We start from the raw sequence: 21,147 nt of genomic DNA on the forward strand, positions 1-21,147 counted from the left end.
TTACCAATAAGGGGTGAGCGACATAATGTCGGTAAAGCAACTAATGCACAAGACATTACGTCAGTATTGTAAGGATTTTTAGATTTGTTGACCAATAGAAAAAAGTATGGGATTATTTAATAATATGTTCGGAAGCAAGAATGAGGAAACTCCTAAACAAAGTAAAAAAATTGAATGGGTACCGCTAGCGTCTGTAGACCAATTAGATGATATTGCAGCTAAATCTGCAGGAAGACCACAAGTAATCTTTAAACATTCTACCAGCTGCGGCATAAGCCGTATGGTACTAAATATGTTTACCGGTTCTTACGCGCTAGAAGCTGAAAGCATAGATATGTATTTTTTGGACTTACTCGCGAATAGAAATGTATCCAATGCTGTAGCAGAGAAGTTTCAAGTGATGCACCAATCACCGCAAATGTTGATTATTAAAAATGGGGTAGTAGTGGCTCATGATTCCCATGGCGCTATAAATGAGCTGGAATTGGAGAAATACATATAGACCACCAAGTACTTAGGGCTATAAGACGTCCTCTGTAATGGCAACTAGTTTAGCGCTATTGCGCGGGTAGAAGCCTAATTTTTTAAAGCGTTGCAGTTCTCTCAACCGTTATAAATACTAAAGTCCACTATACTTTAAGATTCAAAGTATAGTGGACTTTAGTATTATCAACCAATGGTAGTTAATTAAATCGTTGTCTACCTAGGATGTTTTTAAGATTATTTTTTAAATTTTCCCCGGCATTATAAACCATTTGTTCGTTACTTGGAAATGGAACCCTTGCCAATTGTAATAATGAAAGCAAGTCGTTATCCAAAGCTCGTTTATCCCCGTCGTAGCTGGCATAACTATGTTCGAATATAAAATTACTAGCCAATGGATATTGGTTTAACTGCTGTTGTTTTCTTAAGTCTACAAAGTTCACAATTCCCGTTACTTGAGCACTTTTAAACTGTGTAAACTGATAAAAATCTGCACGAACTGTTTTAAAATTATCCGTTTTAATCTTGTTTCCAAGACTGTCTTTGACAACATTACCTCGTTGATCTTTAACATAGGTAAAGCCATCTTTGACCTGTCTTTCTTTTATAATTTGTTTCTCATTAATTTGCTCTGGAGAGATATTGATATCCTGAAAAGATACTTCCATTTGATAATCATAATCCAAATCGGTTAATTTGTTTGTATGATATTCTGTCCATAGGTTATTTAATCCATAAGTATTAAAATTTAATAATTCTTCTTCTAATCTTACTGGGATTACCTTATCCGTATTATTAAATATTTGCACGATTACATAATCTAATCCTTTCTGATATGCTTCGTCTGTCTTTTGTCTTACATCTCTATAATCCGGACTTATTTCTTGTAAATAAGTCAAATCATCATACGCTTGTCTAAAGTCTATTTTAGTTTTACCAGATGCCAGTAAGTTTGCAGCGTTGTTATACAAGTAACCAGATAAGGTTTCCTTAGCAGCTATTATTTGTGCATCATAATTTTTAAAACTGAACTGCGCCTCTCTGTTTTCATCTGTTATGCGTAAGGGTAACAAAGGCCGTATTTGTTGTTGCACGGACTTTAATTGCGCGTAGGTTTTAAAAATTGATTCATAGTTTGCTGGATTACCTTCTTTTTTTAGAAAATTGATATGCTGTAACTCACGTATTGTATTCTTTTTAAACGCGTCCTCTAGCATTACAATAAAAGGCTGATGGCTTTTTTTATCTTTATTATCCGCAATATTGGAAATAGCCTTAGTAATAGCTGTCCAGTAATTACCAGAATTTAAAGCTTCCTGTGTCCTTTTAACTCCACTACAGGAAAAGAAAATAACAAAAATACCGTAAAGTATAATTTTTTTCATGACGTTATATTTTAATGTTTGGTTTGGTATTTCAATCTCTGTGCCAAAAAGACACAAGACGATAACGCAAAAGAAATCGAATTAGTGTAAGTACTGCTTTTGTATATAACCTTGGGACATTTTAACAAGTTCATTTTTTGTCTATATTTCTTTTTGATTGTTAACTAGTTATTAATAAATAATAAAATTTATGAGTTAAATAATTCTAATGGAATCACAAGCTATTCGTATTTTTGTAGCTCAAAATAATAATAAAACGCTATGCAAAGGGATAATCGCATTTTTGAGTTAATCGAAGAAGAAAGACAGCGCCAGATTAATGGTGTAGAATTGATTGCTTCAGAAAATTTTACCAGTCCGCAAGTAATGGAAGCTTCAGGTTCGGTTTTGACTAATAAATATGCTGAAGGATACCCAGGTAAGCGTTATTATGGTGGTTGTGAAGTCGTTGATAAAGTAGAACAACTAGCTATTGATAGAGCTAAAGAGCTTTTTGGAGCTACCTATGCCAACGTTCAACCGCATTCAGGTTCCCAAGCAAATGTATCAGTTTATCATGCCTGTTTGAAACCCGGGGATACGATATTAGGTTTTGACCTTTCACATGGTGGCCATCTTACCCATGGTTCCCCAGTTAACTTTTCTGGAAGGCTTTACAACCCTGTTTTTTATGGGGTTGATGAAGCAACAGGTCTATTGAATTATGATAAAATTCAAGAAATAGCATTAAAAGAGCGTCCAAAATTGATTATCGCTGGAGCATCGGCATATTCTAGGGATATGGATTTTGAGCGTTTTCGTAAAATTGCAGATAGTGTTGATGCCTTGCTATTGGCTGATATTTCTCATCCATCCGGATTAATCGCAAAAGGAATATTAAGTGATCCTATCCCACATTGCCATATTGTTACAACAACAACACATAAGACATTGCGTGGTCCGCGTGGCGGCCTTATATTAATGGGTAAAGACTTCGATAACCCGTTTGGTATTACGCTAAAGAATGGAAAATTACGTAAAATGTCCGCTCTGTTGGACCTTGCGGTATTTCCTGGAAACCAAGGAGGACCTCTAGAGCATATTATTGCAGCGAAGGCGATTGCTTTTGGTGAAGCGTTAACGGAAGAGTTTTCTGAATATATGTGGCAGGTAAAGAAAAATGCCGATGCGATGGCGAAAGCCTTTGTAGATTTAGATTATCATATAATATCTGGAGGAACAGATAACCACATGATGCTTATAGACTTACGTAATAAAAATATTTCTGGTAAAGATGCGGAAAAGGTATTAGTACTTGCAGATATAACTGCGAATAAAAATATGGTTCCTTTTGATGATAAATCACCATTTGTTACCTCAGGAATTCGGTTTGGTACACCTGCCATCACTACTAGAGGTCTTTTAGAGGAAGACATGAAAACGATTGTTGGGTTAATAGATAGGGTCATCACTAATCCTGAAGACGCTACTATCATAGCTCATGTTAAAAAAGAAGTAAATACAATGATGCATACGAGACCCATATTTACTGGTGCTCCAGAGAAAGTATAACTATTATAATGTAACTAATCCTCCATCATATACAAATCAAGGTCGGCAGAAATATATGTATTTATATTAAGATCGTATATGAAAGCATCATCTTGTGATTCTAAATAGACACCCCAGAATTCGAAGTAGCTCTTGGGTGTTTTTTGTTTATTTTCGATAAGTGCACCGCTATCGCTTATACTGTCACTAACATTATCCTCGAAAACAGGTATGAAAATCTCATAGGGCTTTTCTGTAAGACCTATAGTCAAATATACATAGTGGTTGGCAATTTCATAAATAATTTCATCCAGTAATTCAGGAATACTGCGGTAGTGGATTTTCTTAATAATGATACTTGTATCGTTTAGGAACAAAGTAAGTTCCTCAATATCCAATTTTATATTGTTTTGTTCTGTTAGGATATCAAAACTCTCTTTCAATGGCGATATACCAGTGCTGTTAAACCCCCATCTGCTTTTGTTATGAAATTCCAACACTTCCAAAAGTTCCATCTGACAATTCATATCAATAGTCATTTCCAGCGTTCCATCACTAGACGTATAGCTCCTCAATGAGACTTCAGAAAAATAGTGTCTTTCTAAAGATTTTAGGTAAAGATCTAGACCTATGACACCAGAATTTTCATCTAATTTTGTTGGGGGTATCAACTCAAAATTCTCCATATGTTTTCAACTATCGGATATTAAATAATCAATTCCATCATAAAGGTATTGTTAATCGTTAATTTCAGACACTAGGATAGCCTTAGAAATGTGGAGGATATTCTATTTTTCTAAAGAATATCACCTATTTGACTCTAATAATGTAATAAAAACTTGTGTTTTGCCGATTTACTAAGAACTACCAGAAAAGTAACTGATCTAAGTGTCGAACCTTAATTTCGATTTTGATACAAGAATTAGGCAAATAAATAATCCTCGAGGTGGAGCCATCGAGGTATTCAACGGAAGAAAGTTGTAACATTTTATGAAAACTATCTGTTTTCAAACTTTCCTCTAAAACCTACGAGGCAGAGCTTCGGAGAATTCTAACTATTAAAGATATTTGTGAGATTAAAGAAAACCTCTTTTTCTAGCTTCTTCCATGAGTGCCAAATCATTTCCGTTCTTAACACCAAAAATAGATTTTAATTGACGCTTCCTAGCTTCTACCGTAGTGTTAGTAGAGGCTATTAATGGTGCGATATCACGTGTGTTTACACCTAGCGATAAGTGATATAAAATTTTAAGGTCTTGGTCATCCAATGCAATATCGTTTGACATTTTGCGCCTCATAGCGGCTAATGCTCCTGCTGTATAATAAGGTGGTCTATCGATGACGGTCTCTACCATAGCTTTTAACGAGAGCTCATCTATTTCAGATTTCACCATATATCCTTCGGGGTCTACCGTTTTAAAAATATTGTTGATTCTGTAGTTATCACTGAAGGAGGACATGAACACCAGTTTCGAACCCGGTACGAGCTGTCTTGCCAAGACTCCCAAATCCACACCACTTCTTGGATCTTTGGATTGCGGTGGGAATAACTGTATGTCCAATAAAATAATGTCATATCGTAACGAACGCGAAGAAAACTCTATTTTTTCCTTACCTATATCGTAGCTTTTTGCAATTTCAACCTTAACGTTAAAATTTTCAAACTCGGAATCCTCAAGGATGTATTTATAGCCTAGGGTGGTCATTTCATGATCATCTACCGCCAAAATCCTTATGGTTTGCATATTTTCCATTCGTATATTTTTTAATTAATGCCTAGCTCATTATTTTCCAAGACATCATTATTTGGTATTGTACTAAATTGTGCTGGTATAGTTAATTTCATAACGGTACCTCTATTAGGGGAGGTATCTATGGTCCAGGTCCCATTCATTTTTTTTACCCTAGATTTAATATTCCGAATACCAATTCCCTTTCTCTCCTTGTCAAAAACAAAACCTTTTCCGTCATCTCCAATGGTTACTAAAAACACATCAAAATCCATCTCAAAGTTAACAAAGAAATTAGAGCAACCAGAATGTTTTATGGCGTTTTGAAAATTTTCTTGGATAATACGGTATACATTAATCTTTATATCTCCAAGCAAGCCATCCCAATCTTTATCTTCGTTGTAATTGAATATAGTGTTCATTGGTTTGTCCTTCGCAGAATCCAAAAGCGCCTCTATAGAAGTTCCAAAGTTATTTGTTTTTTGATATGCGGTATGGCTTAACTCATGTGATATAGATCGGAGTTCACTTTCTATATTTTTCAAAGCAACAATAGCTCCAGACCTTTCTTGTATAGCGCCTGTATCTGCTTTTTTGTTTAGGCCAGTAAGCACCATTCTGGCGCCCAACATTTTCCCTAGAATCCCGTCATGCAGCTCTTCAGAAATTCTTTTTTGCTCCATACGCTTTACCTCATCTACCTTTTGCTTTTGTGCTAACATCAGGTTAAATATTTCCTGATTATTTGCTTGCTGTTGCTGTTGAAAAACTAATTTTTGGTTTTTAGATCGCTGATTTACTATAATGTATACGGCAATTACTAAAAAAAATAATCCTGCTACAACTGCTGCCCAGATTTGATTTTGCCTCGATAACAGCTCTTTTTCCTCAGAAAGAACTTCGTTTTCTGCAATGAATTCATCGGTCTCAAAACGAATTCTGGCAAACTTATTTCGCGTCTGTCGCTCTTCGTTTTGTAAGCGATGGTTTAAGGTGTAATAGGTTACGGCATGTTTCGATGCGTTTTTTGTATCAATTTTTGTTAAAAATTCAAGTGTTTCCAAAAGCTGTTCATTGTTACTGCTTTCGAGCGCAATTGTTCTTGATTTTGAAGCAGTAGAAATTGATGCTACAGTATCGTTTTTTAACCAATAATATTCTGCAAGGCTCATATAACAAGTAGCTGTAGAACTTTCTAGTCCAAGGCTATCCTTTATTCTAATGGATTCTTGAATTAAGTTTTTGACCCCAAAAGTATCTTTTAATTGAATTTTACTAAACGCAAGGTTGTTTAAGGCGATGGAATATAATTTGGCCTCTTTTATTTTAATGCTATCCGCACTTAAAATAGCTTCAAAATTATCAATAGCACTTGCAAAGTCTTTTTTACGCTGGTACACCACTCCTACGTTATTTTTGATACTTAATAGTAGACTTCCATTAGCATCTAGTTTTTTTGCATAAAAACTCGCTTCATTATAATATTCAATCGCTTTATCATAATCCCCTAGGTCTTTGGTTATGACTCCCAATAGATTATAACAGGCGGATAGTTGCTTAAAATTATGTAAGGGTTTTAAACGCTGAATCGCTAATATAGCATTGGCCTCGCTGCCCAGGTAATCTTTAACTACTTCTTGTTGGTTAGCCATATAAAGCAACAATCTACCGGAAAGCGAAGGATTATTTTTAGCCTCATATAGTTGTTGCGCTTGGGAATAAGCATAATACGCACTGTCCCGCACTGAAATTCGATGATAAAAAGCCCCAAGGTCCCAATACGCTTCTGCCAAGGCTATGGAGTCCTTGACTTGTTTTGATAATGCAATAGCGGTTCGGTTGGTTTGTCGGAATAAGATAGAATCCCCATATTGGTATATGGCATAAGAGAGTTTGGAGAAGGCCTTAGATTTTGCTGTATCTACTTTTATCTTTTCTGCATACTGTAGTCCTTTTATCAGCGCACCCAATCTTTCTGTAGGAGGAAAGTCGCTTCTACCTATGGTTAGGTAGATGGCCATGCTATCTACTTTCTCATCTTTAACTAGTTGGGTGTTTTGAGCATTGAGTACTGTTGGATAAAACATTCCCATTAGTAGTAGGGTGCATACACAGATTTTATTGTTTAAAGTGAGGTAGCTAGATAACATTAATTACAAGATAGCAAAAAGCCTTAAACTAAGTGTCTAAGGCTTTTTATTTTTGTAAGAAATATATTATTAAGCTAAATCTTTTGGTGGTGGACGATCCTGAGATCCAGTAGAACAATTACCACAGGCTAACATGGTATTTAAATCGCTCATGATGTCGAATTCATTTGCTGTTTTCTCTGCTACGTATGTTACTAAGCCAAATGCCATTAAAGCTACTACTACAATACTTAATAATTTTTTCATTTTATATTATTTTGGTTAAACATGCTCTGCTTTCTGTTACCAAAGTAATACGCTTCCTACACAATAGAAAGGAAACGAAAGTTCTTTAAGGAAATGACCAGAATCTGTGAGTAAACGGACGGGTTTTGAGAGTATTTGATTAATTAAGGTTGGAAACCGACTTTTTAGAGAGAATCTGTTTCAGAGTATCCATATTTTCACGGTAAGATTTTGAAAAGGGGAGTGGTTTAGCTACTGACTTTAAAGCGCAGTTGTTCTTACCAAAGTTGATACGGGATATATAGTCCGTATTAACAATATAACTTTGATGTATACGCACAAAGTTCTTGGGAAGCTTTTTTTCAAAGGTTTTTAGGGTCTTATACGCATTGTTTACAGTACCGTCTGCCATAAAAAACTCGGTAGTGTTATTATCTGCCTGTAAGTAAAGAATTTCCCGAGTGTCTAGAAAGTGAAAGTCATTATATGATTTAAGGCAAAGTGTTTCCGGAGCTTTTTCTTTTGGCGCCGTTTTTCTGAGCTTTAAAATCGACTTGCGAATATCAAATTCATTATAAGGCTGTAACCAATAATCAAAAAAATTATTCTTTATAGCTTCGTAGGCGTAATTCTTTGTTTTAGCTAGCCCTATAAAAATTGGAATCTGGGACATGTACTGGTGCAGTTCTATTACCATTTGTAACAGGGGTGCTGCTTGGTCATTTAAATGAACAAAAACAATATCTGGATTAAATTTAAGAACATTGTTTAAACCTTCGTTGGCAGTTTTTGAGAATCCTACACAATCAAAGTCCCCGTACTCTTCCAAAAATGACTGAAGCTGCAACTTGGAAACGGCATCTGAATCTATAATAGTATAAGAGTAGTCCAAAATAAAAATCTTATGTAAGCAATGTACCAATACTGTTTAAGAAATCATATTAGAATGTCCTTATAAAAATGGAGGTTTTTGTCTTAATCGACTTATTATTAAGTACTTTGAAAGAAAATACTTTCAATTTGGTTGGTAGAAACGAAGTGCTATTCCTTTTCTACAGCTTGGTAACTTCCAATATCTGGAGCTAAAGCCCGATCAGTTCCCAAAATATCTATCGGAACTTCTTTGGCAACCTCCAATCCTCCGTTAGCAATTGCCTCGGAATCCAATCCTATTCTAAAATCATTTCTTAGAGAGAAGAAGAAATCAGCATCAAGGTTTAGTAGGATACTCTTATATCTGACTTCATCCTTAAAATTGTACAGGGGATTGTCTGATAATTGCATGCTAAAGTCATTGAACTTTAGCATACAGTGCTCAAAGCTATAGTTAAACAGGGCTGTTTCATTAAATATCAAACTAAGTTCTAGTGGTGAATTACCGTCTATAATGCAATTGCGAAAATCTGCCTGTATCAAATCACTACTAAGGATATTCGTTTCAGAAACTAAAGTAAAATTGTCTATTGCTACCGCAGCGCTTGTTCGGAAGCCATTATTCCAAAAGTTAGCGATGGTGCAGTGAGTAAAACTATAGTTTCCTCCCAGATTACAATAAAGAGAAGCGCTACCTGAACCTCCTAGCACCAAGTTTTTAGCTTCAATAAATGCGGTTCTGGCCCAAAGGTTATGACTGGAATTATTGAATATACGACTGTTGTTTATAGTGAGCGTAGGGGATAGGAGTTGGTTATCTCCTTCTACAAAAAGTCCTATACTTCCATTTTTAATGGTTGCGTAGTTTATGCTATTGTCGCTGCTGCCGCTCGCAATCCAAAAAGACCCCCACTGCCCAGGAATATCAGAAAAAGATGGTTCTAGCCGATCGCCCTCAAAAACAACCTCTCCCTCCATCAATTCTGGGTCTTTGCTCAGTTCCCCATTAATGCTAATAGATGCCCCTTCTTGCACCAACAAGCCAGATTCCTTATGAAAGTGTACCCTGGCGCCGGAATCAATAATCAATTCTTTTGTCGCTGCCACCGCTGCGTAGCCATATATTACGTAAGGCTTCTCATTTGTAAACCTTAATTGGTCATCTGTTAATTGAAAACCTTCGACACGTATTTCGTTACCCTCTGCATCAACCGAGAAGCGAATGGTTTCCTTAGTACCATCGGTACTAGTTCGTGGATAAAGAAAAACAGCATCTTTTACTAAAGTTACCAAGCGTACTTCTTGTTGGTCTATTCCAGAATCAAATGCAAGTACATCTGTATATAAGATATTATTTTCTGGTCTTTCACCAATTTCCACAGTAGTTTCTATAAATATAAACATACTATCCCTGGCCTTTAGAGGTATGTTTTTGAAGTCTTTTCCAGCGTCGCCATCCACATTCAACCTATAAAAACTAGCAGGACCTTTCTCAAGTCTAATAGATGGAATAACGACATCGTCACGCGTTTCGTTATATACTTTAAGTGCATAGGTACTACTGCCAATAGTGTTGAAAACCGTATCTAAAAAAACGGTATCCCTAGAAAACGAAAGATTTCCCGCGCTTGGTGCATATTCAAAATTCTTACGACAGGAACTGCTCCAAAGCACTATTCCTAGTAGGATAACAACCATAAAAATAGGTTTACGCACAGTGGTAGTATTAGGTTGTAGTCCGATTACAAAAAAATATTTTCGATTCTTTCAGATATTCTCATGGGTCTAAAGTTCGCTTTGTTCAATAGGCACCATTCTGTACTAGAACGAACTAATAAGGTCTTTGTTCTATTATTACGTATTTCTACCACCCTAGTACATTTTGCACCTTTGCTATTCTTTATATATGTAGTTAATAAAATTTCGTCATTGAGTATGGCGGCAGTTTTGTATTCGATATGATGTGTCATCACCACCCAAACCACTTCTTCTTGAATATCTTTTGGTGCCATGGCTTGCCAATGCGCTTTAGAGATGTCCTGTATCCACTGTACATAGCGTACATTATTAACATGCTCGAGATCGTCTAAATCATCTTGGGTTACTATGCATTCCTTTTGGTAGCTATTCATCTTATTTCTTATGGAGTTCTACTTCAAAGAGGATATCCCAATCTTTTCCCGTAACAAAAAATGTTTTTCTGGTAGGGTGGTATGCAATCCCATTTAGTACGTTATCCGTAGCTACCCAATTTTCCGTTTTAGTTATTTTAGCACTTAATCCTCCAAAATTAACAACGCCTTCGATGGCGCCACTTTTCGCATCAATAATCATAACACTCGGTTTTTGATATACATTAGCATACAGCTTTCCATTTACGTACTCCAATTCATTAGCCTTGTTAAAGATTGATGAATTGGTAACTGTTTCTATATAACCTTCCTCCATCATGGTATCAGGATTTAAAAACCAAATTTTTTCAGTACCATCACTTTTAAAAAGCTTTTCCCCATCATTGGCAAGACCCCAACCTTTGGTACTTTCTCCGTATTGAAAATTATCTAGTTTTTTAAGCTCTTTTCTGTCGTATATGAATCCTTTTTTACTTTGCCATGTTAACTGGTATATTTTGTTGTTTAAAATCGTAATCCCTTCCCCAAAATATATTTTGTCCAAATCTATCTGCTGCAACACTTTTCCGGTGCTATAATCAGTTTTACGAAGAAAGGACCTACCATTTTTTCCTGTCCCTTCATAAAGGGTATCATTATAAAACTCCAATCCCTGGGTGTATGCTTTATTGTCGTGCGGAAATTCGTTAAGAATAGTATAGGTATAAATTTCTGGAGCCTTGGCTGCAAGAACTTTTAAATTTTTAGAAATTTCCACAGTCTTTGAGTCATATGTAATGGAGGCAATCAGCGTTTTATTGCCTAATTTAGGAATATCTAATTCTAGGATATTCCCATCTATTTTTAGCGTTGTTTCATCGATACGGTATACCACTTTTTGTATCTTTATATCAGTCAAATTCTTAATACTTACTCCGAGCTTATCTCCTTGTTGTAGCGTAGTTTTATTACCGTTTAATACGATATCAAATAAAGAAGATGGCTTCTGATTTCCACTTCCGCAAGATGCAATGAAGGCAAGAAAAACACCTGCACATAAAATTTTCAGATAACTCATGATACAAAAATTATAAAATGAAATTACAAAAGTAAGACATACAAACGGAAGCACTTATCCTCTTCTGTAGTAAACCTTCATTTTTGATAAAATTTAGATTCTAAAAGAATTGTGAAAGATTTAAAAGATTGTATATTTGCAACTGGCAAGTCCTACACGACCAGCTCCTTTAGAATCCCCCAGGGTGGGAACACAGCAAGGGTATATGGTTGTAGCGGTGCGATGTAGGTAGCTTGCCTTTTTTTTGTGCTTTAAAATTAGCTTTAGATAACACTCTTCGCTATACTAGATTTTAACTTGCCAATTATTTTAAGTACAACGAAACATCAGTACATTACTTCCAATGATATGTTTTAATTTAGAACAGAATGAAATCTAAAACTGTACTTATTACTGGTGGCTCTTCTGGAATTGGAAAAGCGATTGGTACATATTTAACGACAAAAGGACATATCGTTTATGGGACTACGCGAAATATTTCTAAGTATCCAGATTTTGTGGCGTTCTCCCTATTGGAGATGGATGTTAGAGAGCCTAAAAGTATCCTGTTAGCAGTTTCTGAGCTGATAAAAAAGGAAGGACGTTTAGATGTATTGATTAATAATGCAGGTGTAGGTATTACGGGCCCTTTAGAGGAGACACCGAATATCGAAATTCTAAAAGCATTTGACACTAATTTCAATGGCCCATTAAACGTAATTAAAACGGTATTACCGCAAATGCGTATTCAAAATAGTGGCCTGGTAATAAATATAACCTCGATTGCCGGCTACATGGGGCTACCTTATAGGGGAATATATTCAGCAACAAAAGGGGCGTTAGAAATAATAACGGAGAGCCTGCGACTGGAAACCCGAGAATTTGGAATTCAAGTTACCTGTATCGCTCCTGGAGATTTCGCGACAAATATAGCCTCTGGACGCTATCATGCGCCTGTTAAAGAAGGTTCTCCCTATCAAAAAGTTTATAGTAAAACCTTAACGACAATCGATAACCATGTGGAGGCAGGGGGCAACCCCTTGGAGGTAGCTAAACTGGTAGATGAAATAATGAATACAGAATACCCAAAAATACACTATAAAGTAGGGTCTTTTATGCAAAAATTCTCTGTAATATTAAAACGCATATTGCCTGATAAATGGTATGAGCAACTGTTATTAAACTATAGCAATTAAATAGGAATATGAAATTTCCAAAATTTTTATTCTTTGGATGCTTAAAATTTCGCATAAATATTGGAAAAAGCATCAACAATAAGGGCATCGTCCGTGATAATACATTTGTTCATTGGGTAAATGACTAACTTTTGAGTGGCTTCCTCAAAATTTTCTGACTTAAATTGTTTATCCATATCTAGTCCTGAACTCTCTATTATTCTTTTCCAGTTTGCTTTGTCCGTTTGAAAATTTATCCCAACAAAATCTAATTCAGGTTTCGATTTAGAAAGCTGAATTACTCTTTTAAAAATATTTTGGTAATGCGACTTATTCGTGCCCGTCCAAAAGTAGAAAACCGTTTTTTTACTTCTTGCTATTTCAGTCAAGGTTACGGACTCGTCGTTTACGGATAAAACGGGTATTGATGGTATTGGGTTATTGGGCTGTATGTTACGAATTCCTTCATAAAGTTCTTCTATTTCCTTTATGTGCATATTATTTCCCGAAACGGTTACAAAATCATCCAAGAACATTTTATTATTGCTAGGAGAATCGTGCTCCTTTAACAAATAATCGAATGCAACATTTCTAAAAAGATTGTCCCTAAGCTCTTTCTCTACTACTAAGCTATCAATCACATGTAATTTATGTATATTAAAATGTAGTTGTTTTTTTGTGCTGGCTGCACTGTCTTTACAGCTATGTTTGCACGTCATATAAGAAAGGTTACCAAGGTGGGATTTCATAAAATCGTAATAGGGTCTTAAGTAACTTAGCTCTGTATCGTTATAGCTTATATTTTGTCTATAACCATAAAAATTAGCGTCCATGTCATGAAGGCCATGTTCGCTAAGCTTTCTTTTATGCTCAAAGGGGTATATCTCCAAATACGTATAATACGTATAGTCAATACTTGCTTTCGCTATTCTAAACGCCTTTTCCGATAATTTGGACTCTTCATTTATTACGTTAAGAGTTTTGAGCTTATCCCTTCTAAGTTTATTTATCTTGTCTGTAAATTCAGTAGATTCTAAATTATAATATTCCTTACGAACCGTTTGTTCCTCTTCTTCTTGCGTTAAAAAAAGTTCTAATAAAAAATTATTAAGATTTTCATTACTTCCAGAAAAGACTAAGGACTCATCAAAATAAAGTGTATTCAAACGAACCATCAAACTATCACCTTGTTCCAGATAAACGTATTGGAATTCGGGGGCATGGTTAAAATGGTAAAGTCCGTCCTCAACGGAATTGAATTTAAAGGTAAATCTGTTTGTACCATCCAACCTGGCAGAGTCGATTACTTTAGTACCTTTTAATAGTACCACGTAGTCACTACTAGGATTAACAATTTCCCCTGCAAATAATACGTAATCCTTTTTTTCTATAGAAGTGCAGCCTGCTGCAAAAATTACAATTACAAGAAGTAAAAATTTCTTCATATAAAAACAGAATTATTCAAACCAAATTTAAGGAAGACCTATCTCCAATGCTGTTAATGATGCGTTAAATATTATAGGGGTTAATATATCAAGATAAGCAAACCTGATAGGCCGTAAGAATGTTAGCTTACCCGTATAAAATTAGCTATTTTTGCACCGATTTTAAAAATAAAGTTGTTATGTTATCTGTATCTAATTTATCGGTCCAATTCGGAAAAAGGGTGTTATTCGATGAAGTAAACGTTTCTTTTACACGAGGAAATTGCTATGGAATTATCGGTGCCAATGGTGCTGGAAAGTCAACCTTACTTAAAATTATGTCAGGTCAGATAGATCCTACCTCGGGGCATGTACATTTAGAACCTACCAAAAGGATGTCCATCTTGGAACAGAACCACAACTCGTCCGATACTTTTACCGTATTAGAAACCGTGGTCAAAGGAAACAAACCGCTTTACGAAATTAAGAAAGAAATCGATGCTCTTTATGCAGATTATGATGATAAAGACGCAGATAGAATAGGGGAACTGCAGGTACGGTTCGAGGAGATGAACGGTTGGAATGCGGAGAGTAACGCTGCATCATTATTATCCAATCTGGGAATTAATGCTGAACAGCATCTCACCCTTATGTCCGATATGGATTCAAAATTAAAGCTAAGGGTTTTATTGGCCCAAGCGCTTTTTGGAAACCCCGATGTGCTTATTATGGATGAGCCTACCAACGATTTGGATTATGAAACCATCAACTGGTTAGAACATTTCTTGGCAGACTACGAGAATACGGTAATCGTTGTTTCGCATGACCGTCACTTTTTGGATACCGTTTGTACTCATATAGGAGATATAGATTTTGGCAAACTGAACCTGTACTCTGGTAATTATACTTTTTGGTACGAAAGCAGCCAACTGGCGGCAAGGCAAAGAGCACAGCAGAATAAGAAATCTGAGGAAAAGGCAAAGGAACTCCAGGAATTTATCATGAGATTTAGTGCTAACGTGGCTAAAAGTAAACAAGCAACCTCTAGAAAGAAGATGTTGTCTAAATTAAAGATTGATGATATTAAACCTTCTAGCAGAAGATACCCGGCTATCATATTTGAAAGGGAGCGGGAAGCAGGAGACCAAATATTGAATGTTGACGGTCTTTCTGCAACGACTGCTGAAGGAGAGGTTTTATTTAACAATGTAAATATTAACCTTTCTAAGGGTGATAAGATTGCAATAATTTCGAGGGACTCAAGAGCTACAAGTGCTTTTTATGAAATCATAAACAGCAATAGAAAAGCGGACAAAGGTACTTTTCAATGGGGGGTAACGACAACGCAATCCTACCTTCCGGCCGATAATTCCCATTATTTTGAACAAAATATTAATTTAGTAGATTGGTTACGCCAATGGGCAACAACAGAAGAAGAACGCGAAGAAGTATATATCAGAGGCTTTTTGGGTAAGATGTTGTTCAGTGGTGAAGAAGCATTAAAAAAATGTACAGTGCTTTCTGGAGGAGAAAAAGTGCGATGTATGTTGAGCAGAATGATGATGCTAAGAGCTAATGTGCTTATGCTAGACGAACCAACCAACCACTTAGATCTTGAAAGTATTACTGCATTTAATAACTCTTTAAAGAATTTTAAAGGTACTGTTCTATTCACTACGCATGATCATGAATTTGCTCAAACCGTGGCAAATAGGATTATAGAATTAACTCCAAAAGGCAATATTGACCGCTATTCCACGTTTGATGAATACATGTCTGACAAGGCATTGAAGGAGCAGAGGGGCAAGATGTATGCAGTTCCAGTTTAGCATACACATCTAACCAAATACTTACATCATGAAAATCTGGACGCTTTTTGCCAGCGTACTGTTTGGCGCCACGATTCTCGGCTGCAGTACTTCCAACACTTCTCTTCAAGAGGGAGGGCGAGAATTATCACTCACTAATTACCAAGTACTAGTAAGCGGCGGCTCCGGTTTTTACGCACAAAATATAGTATCAGATTCGGATGGACTTTCCGTAACTAATAGTCCCAATATATTTCCAGGCGGTACAACAGCATCACTTGAATTTAGAGCTAGTTCTAAGATTACATTTTATCATAAAACTGATACCTGTGGAGGAACCGTATTATTTTATGATTTTGAGGATGGTTTGGAATTTGAATTACCTGTTTTTTTGGATTTATCTTCCTGTACACTAACTGTAACTGCTGTTACCCAGCAGGATGACATGGTTTTTCTTTCCTACTACCTAGATCGTAGCGGAAAGAATCAAGCATTTTTTGTAAGAAGTATTAATATAAACACCAAGAATTTTACCGATTTCGAATTAAATCAAAAGCCAACGCAGTTGGCAGTATCGAATAGCCGATTGTTCGTTCTAACGAGGGATGAGAGCCAAACAAGTGCCTATGCGCTTAAGATAATAGATATTGAGATAAACACAAAAATCCATGAAATAGATTTGGGTTTAGATGTTGGAACTATCTTCACTAAGACCAACGGAGATATTATTATAAGCTATCCCAATGCACATACAACTTTGGACAGCAACTCTTTAAACCCTTCATATACCAGATATAATTCAGGTTCCGAGCCGCACTTTTACAATGCGCAACATATTATTTTTGACGAATCTGGGAGAATGTATTATATAAGAAATACTGCGTTAGATTCTGAAACAGATGGCATTACAGCAACGCACGATTTTAATTCAAATAGTACCGTGCTGTATTATTTTGAAAATTTCTTAAACGAGGCACAGTTTAAGGTTGAGTTTGATATAGAAACCACAACAACCTTAAACTATGACGACGTTAATGACTTGATTTTGATAGGATACAAAAAAAATACAACTTCTGGCGGCGGTATTATAAGAATTACCCCTGCACCTAATTTAACTTTTGTTGATAATTTAGATTTAGAGGATATTCCGGCTCATATATTTCAGAACTGATTAAGGAAAAGAAAACGTTGGTACTATACCTTACGCATTAAAATACTTACTGTTCCAAATTGCTGGATTGAAGTTTTTACCTAAAGCAAAACCGTAGAAAATGACAACGGCAGCGATAGATTTAAACATAAAAAAATAAAGAATCCAAAACTCAACAGACGAATTTGACTTAGAAAATAAACCTTCAGGCACCATGAGGGTGACCAAAAAACTGATTGCAAACACTAAAACAGCTAAGTTTATAATATTTTTAAAAGGCCACATCAAGGCTTTTCTCAAGGGATGTAAATCATTTCCCCATTGGTGTATCAAATAAAAATAACCGTTACCAATAGGAGCGAATAATAAAGGGTCGTCTTTATCTTCTAGTTTAAAAAGTTTTGAAGGTGCAATTATCTTAAACCCTTTCAATTCTATTTTATGTTCTTTTTCTAGAGATTTTATTTTAGAAATGCCCTCAACTGGTATCTCACCTTTAAAATAACGCGAATCCAAAAACCGTAGACGATAATCTATACATATCTTTTTTATGTCGGTCACGTGAAAAATCTTTGAACTTTCCAATAAATCGAAATCAAAACTATTGGTTAACGCACCGCCACCATTGGCTATGCTTTTTTTGATTCGTAGATGTTGCTCATCTAAAGTATTGAGAATGGCGAATACCTCATTGAGCACCTGTTCTTCGCCGATGGGATTTTTAGCTTTTACCCGAGCTAGTTTCTCTTGAATATTAGTTTTTTGTAGGAACATATTTTCTTTTTTTTAGCAATGGTATCAAAGTTACCTAATAAATGATGTCAATGGAATTTTGTTTAATGTTTCGAAATGTTAATATTTTGTTAATATACTTATGTCCTTTATTTTTTATTATGTTGGATACCTCTTAAATTGTACATTGTCCATGTAATTGACCCTTTCACCGGATTTTAGAACAATTCGCCCCGAACATAATTACCTATATGAAAAAATGGACCTCCCCTATTTCTCTTTGCATACTATTGTTTGCACTAGTTCTAAAAGCTCAAGAACCTTCTACACCTATAATATTACCTATAGTTTCTAATTACGTAATGGATCCAGAAAAATCCATACTTACCAATGCGGAGACATCCGATAGACATAGCACTTTAATGTCGGCCTTGCGTGCTACTGATTTGGACAAAGTACTCGGATACAAGGGACAATTTACAGTTTTTGCCCCTTCAGACATGGCTTTTGAAAAGCTTTCAAAACTAACCACCAAAAGGTTAATGGACCCTAAGAATAAAAAGGAATTAAAAGCTATTCTCTCATGCCACATCGTAGCAGCCAAACTTTCGGCCTCTACTATTTTAAAATCGATGTGCAGAGGAGGTGGAAAGGCAAGTTTTACGACCATACTAGGAGAAAAAATTACTGCAACAATGAACGGCATTGATATCATACTTAGGGATAAGCATGGCAACAAAGCGAAAATAGTATTGGCAGATGCCAACCAGAGCAATGGGGTTATACACGAAGTAGACAGTGTTTTCTTGCCTATTGCTGCGTTATAACCACCACAACTTATAAACTATACTTATCTTAATTCTGCATTCAATTCGGTTTCGTAGCTTCTTTGTAGTTTAGACATTATCTTTTCAATTTGTTTGTCTGTTAATGTCTTATTTTGATCTTGTATGGTAAAACTAACTGCATAGGATTTTTTCCCTTCTGGCAGCTTTTCTCCCTTGTACACATCAAATAAACTAATATTCTTTAACAGTTTTCGCTCGTTTTTATAGGCAATATCATAAACCTGTTTAAATGTTACCGACTGGTCTAGCAACAAAGCAAAATCCCGCTTCACCTCTGGATATTTAGAGATTTCGCTGAATACAACTTCCTTCTTATTCATTACTTTTAAAATGACATCCCAATTAAAACTAGCAAACAAAATTTCCTGTTTGATATCAAACCTCTTTAAAATTGCTTTTTTGACCACCCCAAAAGATACTAAGGTCATTGGCCCCTTCGTCAATGACAGTCCTTCTGCAAATAAACCTGAGGTATCCGGTTGACTAGCACTATCCTTTATGCCCAACTTAGACAAGACGGTTTCTACAATAGATTTCATCTGAAAAAAGCCGGTAGTTTGGGTAATCCCTGTCCAACTGGGCTCCTGTTTGGCTCCGCTTAAAAGTATGCTCAGGTATTTTTCCTCTATTCGATTGTCACTTAACGTATAATATGTTTTACCAAATTCAAAAAGCTTTAGGTTTTGCCTTTTTCTATTGATGTTATACGCTGCAACTTCCAACGCCGAAAAAATAGAATTTTTTCTTAATATGGATAAATCTCCACTTAGCGGGTTAACCAGTGTTACTTCTTTTTTAGTAGATGAATTATCTTCCAACAAGGTATTGTACTCAGGAGTGGTTAAACTGTTTGTCAAAATCTCATAACAGCCCTTAGCTGCAAGTAAATTTCCGATGGCATGCTGCACTTTATAGTCCTCAAATGCACTTGCACTTGCCACAGAAGCGTTGAGTTTTTCACTAAACGCTACGTTATTATAGCCATATACCCTAAGAATTTCTTCAATGACATCTACTTGCCTTTGAACATCAACCCTGTAGGGTGGGACGGAAAGGCCCATTCCAGATTCTGTTACATTCTTTACCTTAATATCCAACGAGGCCAAAATAGATTTTATGGTATCCGTAGGAATTTCTTGCCCTATAAGTTTATTGATTTTTTCAAAAGCTAAGAACACTTCAGAATTCTCTTTCTTATTGGGATAAAGGTCAACAATGTCCGAGGTAATATCCCCTCCGGCGATTTCCCTTATTAATAACGCAGCCCGTTTTAAAGCGTATTCTACATTTTCTATATCGATACCTCTTTCAAATCGGAAGGAGGCATCCGTATTCAATCCATGTCTCTTTGCAGATTTTCTAATCGAAACAGGGTTAAAATAAGCACTCTCTAAAAAAATAGAGGTCGTATACTCCGTTACTCCGGAATTTAAACCACCAAATACCCCGGCAATACACATGGGTTTCTCTGCATCACAAATCATTAAATCTTCTTCGTGTAGCTCAAGCTCTAAACCGTCCAAGGTGGTAAACTTAGTTCCTTTTGGCAGGGTCTTGACAATAATCTTTGCCCCTTTAATCTTTGCTGCATCAAACGCGTGTAGGGGCTGTCCCAAATCATGAAGCACATAGTTGGTCGCATCTACTAAATTGTTCTTTGGCATAATACCGATAGCTCTTAACCTATTCTTTAACCAGTCTGGCGAAGGCTGCACTATCAAATTACTTAGGGTTACCCCGCAGTATCTGGGTGCCAATTGGTTATCCTCAATATCAACATCGATACGTAATGAACGACTGTCTACATGAAAATGACTTGTAGGCGGTGTAATTAGCTCTTTCGTAATCTCCCGCTGTAGTAGACCTGCCTTTAAGTCTCTTGCTACCCCAAAATGGCTCATGGCATCCGATCTGTTGGGTGTAAGTCCAATTTCAAAAACTTCATCGTTTTCTACTTCGAACAATGCTGCACAAGGTGTTCCAGCTTCAAGACTTTCTTCTAAAACCATGATGCCCTCGTGACTTTCACCAAGCCCTAATTCATCTTCCGCACAAATCATTCCATGACTTTCTTCTCCTCTTATCTTGCCTTTTTTAATAATCCATTCTTCCCCTTCAGCAGTATATAATTTTGTCCCTATGGTAGCCACAGGTACTTTTTGACCCTTAGCAACATTAGGGGCGCCACAAACTATTTGTAGGGGAATTTCTCCACCAATATCAACCGTTGTTAATTTTAACTTATCTGCGTTAGGATGCTTTTCACAGGTAAGCACGTGGCCAACCACAATACCTTTTAAACCACCCTTAACGGATTCAAATGGTGTGATTCCTTCAACTTCTAGACCTAAATCTGTTAAAAGTTCACCAGTATTTTGGGAATCCCAATCAATATGTATAAACTGCTTTAGCCAGTTGTAAGAAATTTTCATTTGTTAGTTTTATAACGCGTAAAGATAAAACAAT

At 36.0% G+C, this 21,147-nt stretch carries 18 protein-coding genes and 1 other RNA gene; 7 read left to right on the forward strand and 12 right to left on the reverse strand.

Annotated elements, in window-relative coordinates:
- Positions 1–106: 106 nt before the first annotated feature.
- Entirely contained in the window at positions 107–502 is a 396-nt protein-coding gene (gene ytxJ / locus Q360_RS0104365) for a bacillithiol system redox-active protein YtxJ (protein ID WP_027076010.1), read from the forward strand.
- Positions 503–683: 181 nt separating this feature from the next.
- Here ytxJ and Q360_RS0104370 read toward each other — a convergent pair whose 3' ends face one another.
- Positions 684–1,868 carry a hypothetical protein gene (locus tag Q360_RS0104370; RefSeq protein ID WP_027076011.1) on the reverse strand — a complete coding sequence of 395 codons (1,185 nt, stop codon included), beginning with the start codon at positions 1,866–1,868 and terminating at the stop codon, positions 684–686.
- 261 nt (positions 1,869–2,129) lie between these two features.
- Between Q360_RS0104370 and Q360_RS0104375 the strand changes: the two genes are divergently transcribed.
- Complete coding sequence (locus Q360_RS0104375; RefSeq protein ID WP_027076012.1) at positions 2,130–3,419, forward strand: serine hydroxymethyltransferase; 1,290 nt, start codon at positions 2,130–2,132, stop codon at positions 3,417–3,419.
- 14 nt (positions 3,420–3,433) lie between these two features.
- Here the strand turns inward: Q360_RS0104375 and Q360_RS0104380 are convergent, their stop codons facing one another.
- The 8 genes from Q360_RS0104380 to Q360_RS0104415 form a co-directional block, all read right to left on the reverse strand.
- Complete coding sequence (locus Q360_RS0104380) at positions 3,434–4,084, reverse strand: hypothetical protein (RefSeq protein ID WP_027076013.1); 651 nt, start codon at positions 4,082–4,084, stop codon at positions 3,434–3,436.
- Between the two features lie 390 nt (positions 4,085–4,474).
- Positions 4,475–5,152 (reverse strand): response regulator, encoded by a 678-nt coding sequence (locus tag Q360_RS0104385; protein WP_316931499.1) that lies wholly within the window; start codon positions 5,150–5,152, stop codon positions 4,475–4,477.
- Between the two features lie 11 nt (positions 5,153–5,163).
- The gene (locus Q360_RS0104390) at positions 5,164–7,221 is read right to left on the reverse strand and encodes a tetratricopeptide repeat-containing sensor histidine kinase (RefSeq protein WP_027076015.1); all 2,058 of its coding nucleotides are present in this window, start codon (positions 7,219–7,221) and stop codon (positions 5,164–5,166) included.
- A 126-nt stretch (positions 7,222–7,347) separates the two neighbouring features.
- Complete coding sequence (locus tag Q360_RS25625) at positions 7,348–7,524, reverse strand: hypothetical protein (protein WP_156950005.1); 177 nt, start codon at positions 7,522–7,524, stop codon at positions 7,348–7,350.
- Between the two features lie 139 nt (positions 7,525–7,663).
- On the reverse strand, positions 7,664–8,395 hold the full coding sequence (locus Q360_RS0104400) for a LytR/AlgR family response regulator transcription factor (RefSeq protein ID WP_027076016.1): 732 nt from the start codon (positions 8,393–8,395) through the stop codon (positions 7,664–7,666).
- Between the two features lie 149 nt (positions 8,396–8,544).
- On the reverse strand, positions 8,545–10,074 hold the full coding sequence (locus Q360_RS0104405) for a hypothetical protein (RefSeq protein WP_036195032.1): 1,530 nt from the start codon (positions 10,072–10,074) through the stop codon (positions 8,545–8,547).
- A gap of 44 nt (positions 10,075–10,118) precedes the next feature.
- Positions 10,119–10,508, reverse strand: coding sequence for an acyl-CoA thioesterase (locus Q360_RS0104410; RefSeq protein ID WP_027076018.1), 390 nt, complete (start codon positions 10,506–10,508; stop codon positions 10,119–10,121).
- 1 nt (position 10,509) lies between these two features.
- Complete coding sequence (locus Q360_RS0104415; protein WP_027076019.1) at positions 10,510–11,565, reverse strand: glutaminyl-peptide cyclotransferase; 1,056 nt, start codon at positions 11,563–11,565, stop codon at positions 10,510–10,512.
- 143 nt (positions 11,566–11,708) lie between these two features.
- Between Q360_RS0104415 and ffs the strand changes: the two genes are divergently transcribed.
- Positions 11,709–11,807: signal recognition particle sRNA small type (gene ffs, locus Q360_RS25070), an RNA gene on the forward strand.
- 126 nt (positions 11,808–11,933) lie between these two features.
- Positions 11,934–12,740: an SDR family oxidoreductase gene (locus Q360_RS0104420; RefSeq protein ID WP_027076020.1), complete on the forward strand. Its 807-nt coding sequence runs from the start codon at positions 11,934–11,936 to the stop codon at positions 12,738–12,740.
- Positions 12,741–12,781: 41 nt separating this feature from the next.
- On the opposite strand, the gene Q360_RS0104425 is transcribed toward Q360_RS0104420, so the two are convergent.
- Positions 12,782–14,164 (reverse strand): hypothetical protein, encoded by a 1,383-nt coding sequence (locus tag Q360_RS0104425; protein WP_027076021.1) that lies wholly within the window; start codon positions 14,162–14,164, stop codon positions 12,782–12,784.
- Positions 14,165–14,343: 179 nt separating this feature from the next.
- Between Q360_RS0104425 and Q360_RS0104430 the strand changes: the two genes are divergently transcribed.
- Positions 14,344–15,972, forward strand: a complete 1,629-nt coding sequence (locus Q360_RS0104430; RefSeq protein WP_027076022.1) for an ABC-F family ATP-binding cassette domain-containing protein — start codon at positions 14,344–14,346, stop codon at positions 15,970–15,972.
- A gap of 28 nt (positions 15,973–16,000) precedes the next feature.
- Positions 16,001–17,122 carry a hypothetical protein gene (locus Q360_RS0104435; RefSeq protein ID WP_027076023.1) on the forward strand — a complete coding sequence of 374 codons (1,122 nt, stop codon included), beginning with the start codon at positions 16,001–16,003 and terminating at the stop codon, positions 17,120–17,122.
- A gap of 30 nt (positions 17,123–17,152) precedes the next feature.
- On the opposite strand, the gene Q360_RS0104440 is transcribed toward Q360_RS0104435, so the two are convergent.
- Positions 17,153–17,875, reverse strand: a complete 723-nt coding sequence (locus Q360_RS0104440; RefSeq protein ID WP_027076024.1) for a hypothetical protein — start codon at positions 17,873–17,875, stop codon at positions 17,153–17,155.
- A gap of 209 nt (positions 17,876–18,084) precedes the next feature.
- Between Q360_RS0104440 and Q360_RS0104445 the strand changes: the two genes are divergently transcribed.
- On the forward strand, positions 18,085–18,660 hold the full coding sequence (locus tag Q360_RS0104445) for a fasciclin domain-containing protein (RefSeq protein ID WP_027076025.1): 576 nt from the start codon (positions 18,085–18,087) through the stop codon (positions 18,658–18,660).
- A gap of 23 nt (positions 18,661–18,683) precedes the next feature.
- Here Q360_RS0104445 and pheT read toward each other — a convergent pair whose 3' ends face one another.
- Complete coding sequence (gene pheT, locus Q360_RS0104450) at positions 18,684–21,113, reverse strand: phenylalanine--tRNA ligase subunit beta (RefSeq protein WP_027076026.1); 2,430 nt, start codon at positions 21,111–21,113, stop codon at positions 18,684–18,686.
- Positions 21,114–21,147 lie beyond the last annotated feature (34 nt).

This window comes from Maribacter antarcticus DSM 21422, from assembly GCF_000621125.1.
GTDB lineage: Bacteria > Bacteroidota > Bacteroidia > Flavobacteriales > Flavobacteriaceae > Maribacter > Maribacter antarcticus.

Bases quoted from the DNA above. Each gene is read 5' to 3' on its own strand.
- ytxJ (WP_027076010.1), top strand. From the start codon at position 107: ATGGGATTATTTAATAATATGTTCGGAAGCAAGAATGAGGAAACTCCT.
- Q360_RS0104370 (WP_027076011.1), bottom strand. From the start codon at position 1,868: ATGAAAAAAATTATACTTTACGGTATTTTTGTTATTTTCTTTTCCTGT.
- Q360_RS0104375 (WP_027076012.1), top strand. From the start codon at position 2,130: ATGCAAAGGGATAATCGCATTTTTGAGTTAATCGAAGAAGAAAGACAG.
- Q360_RS0104380 (WP_027076013.1), bottom strand. From the start codon at position 4,084: ATGGAGAATTTTGAGTTGATACCCCCAACAAAATTAGATGAAAATTCT.
- Q360_RS0104385 (WP_316931499.1), bottom strand. From the start codon at position 5,152: ATGGAAAATATGCAAACCATAAGGATTTTGGCGGTAGATGATCATGAA.
- Q360_RS0104390 (WP_027076015.1), bottom strand. From the start codon at position 7,221: ATGGGAATGTTTTATCCAACAGTACTCAATGCTCAAAACACCCAACTA.
- Q360_RS25625 (WP_156950005.1), bottom strand. From the start codon at position 7,524: ATGAAAAAATTATTAAGTATTGTAGTAGTAGCTTTAATGGCATTTGGC.
- Q360_RS0104405 (WP_036195032.1), bottom strand. From the start codon at position 10,074: ATGGTTGTTATCCTACTAGGAATAGTGCTTTGGAGCAGTTCCTGTCGT.
- Q360_RS0104410 (WP_027076018.1), bottom strand. From the start codon at position 10,508: ATGAATAGCTACCAAAAGGAATGCATAGTAACCCAAGATGATTTAGAC.
- Q360_RS0104415 (WP_027076019.1), bottom strand. From the start codon at position 11,565: ATGAGTTATCTGAAAATTTTATGTGCAGGTGTTTTTCTTGCCTTCATT.
- Q360_RS0104420 (WP_027076020.1), top strand. From the start codon at position 11,934: ATGAAATCTAAAACTGTACTTATTACTGGTGGCTCTTCTGGAATTGGA.
- Q360_RS0104425 (WP_027076021.1), bottom strand. From the start codon at position 14,164: ATGAAGAAATTTTTACTTCTTGTAATTGTAATTTTTGCAGCAGGCTGC.
- Q360_RS0104430 (WP_027076022.1), top strand. From the start codon at position 14,344: ATGTTATCTGTATCTAATTTATCGGTCCAATTCGGAAAAAGGGTGTTA.
- Q360_RS0104435 (WP_027076023.1), top strand. From the start codon at position 16,001: ATGAAAATCTGGACGCTTTTTGCCAGCGTACTGTTTGGCGCCACGATT.
- Q360_RS0104440 (WP_027076024.1), bottom strand. From the start codon at position 17,875: ATGTTCCTACAAAAAACTAATATTCAAGAGAAACTAGCTCGGGTAAAA.
- Q360_RS0104445 (WP_027076025.1), top strand. From the start codon at position 18,085: ATGAAAAAATGGACCTCCCCTATTTCTCTTTGCATACTATTGTTTGCA.
- pheT (WP_027076026.1), bottom strand. From the start codon at position 21,113: ATGAAAATTTCTTACAACTGGCTAAAGCAGTTTATACATATTGATTGG.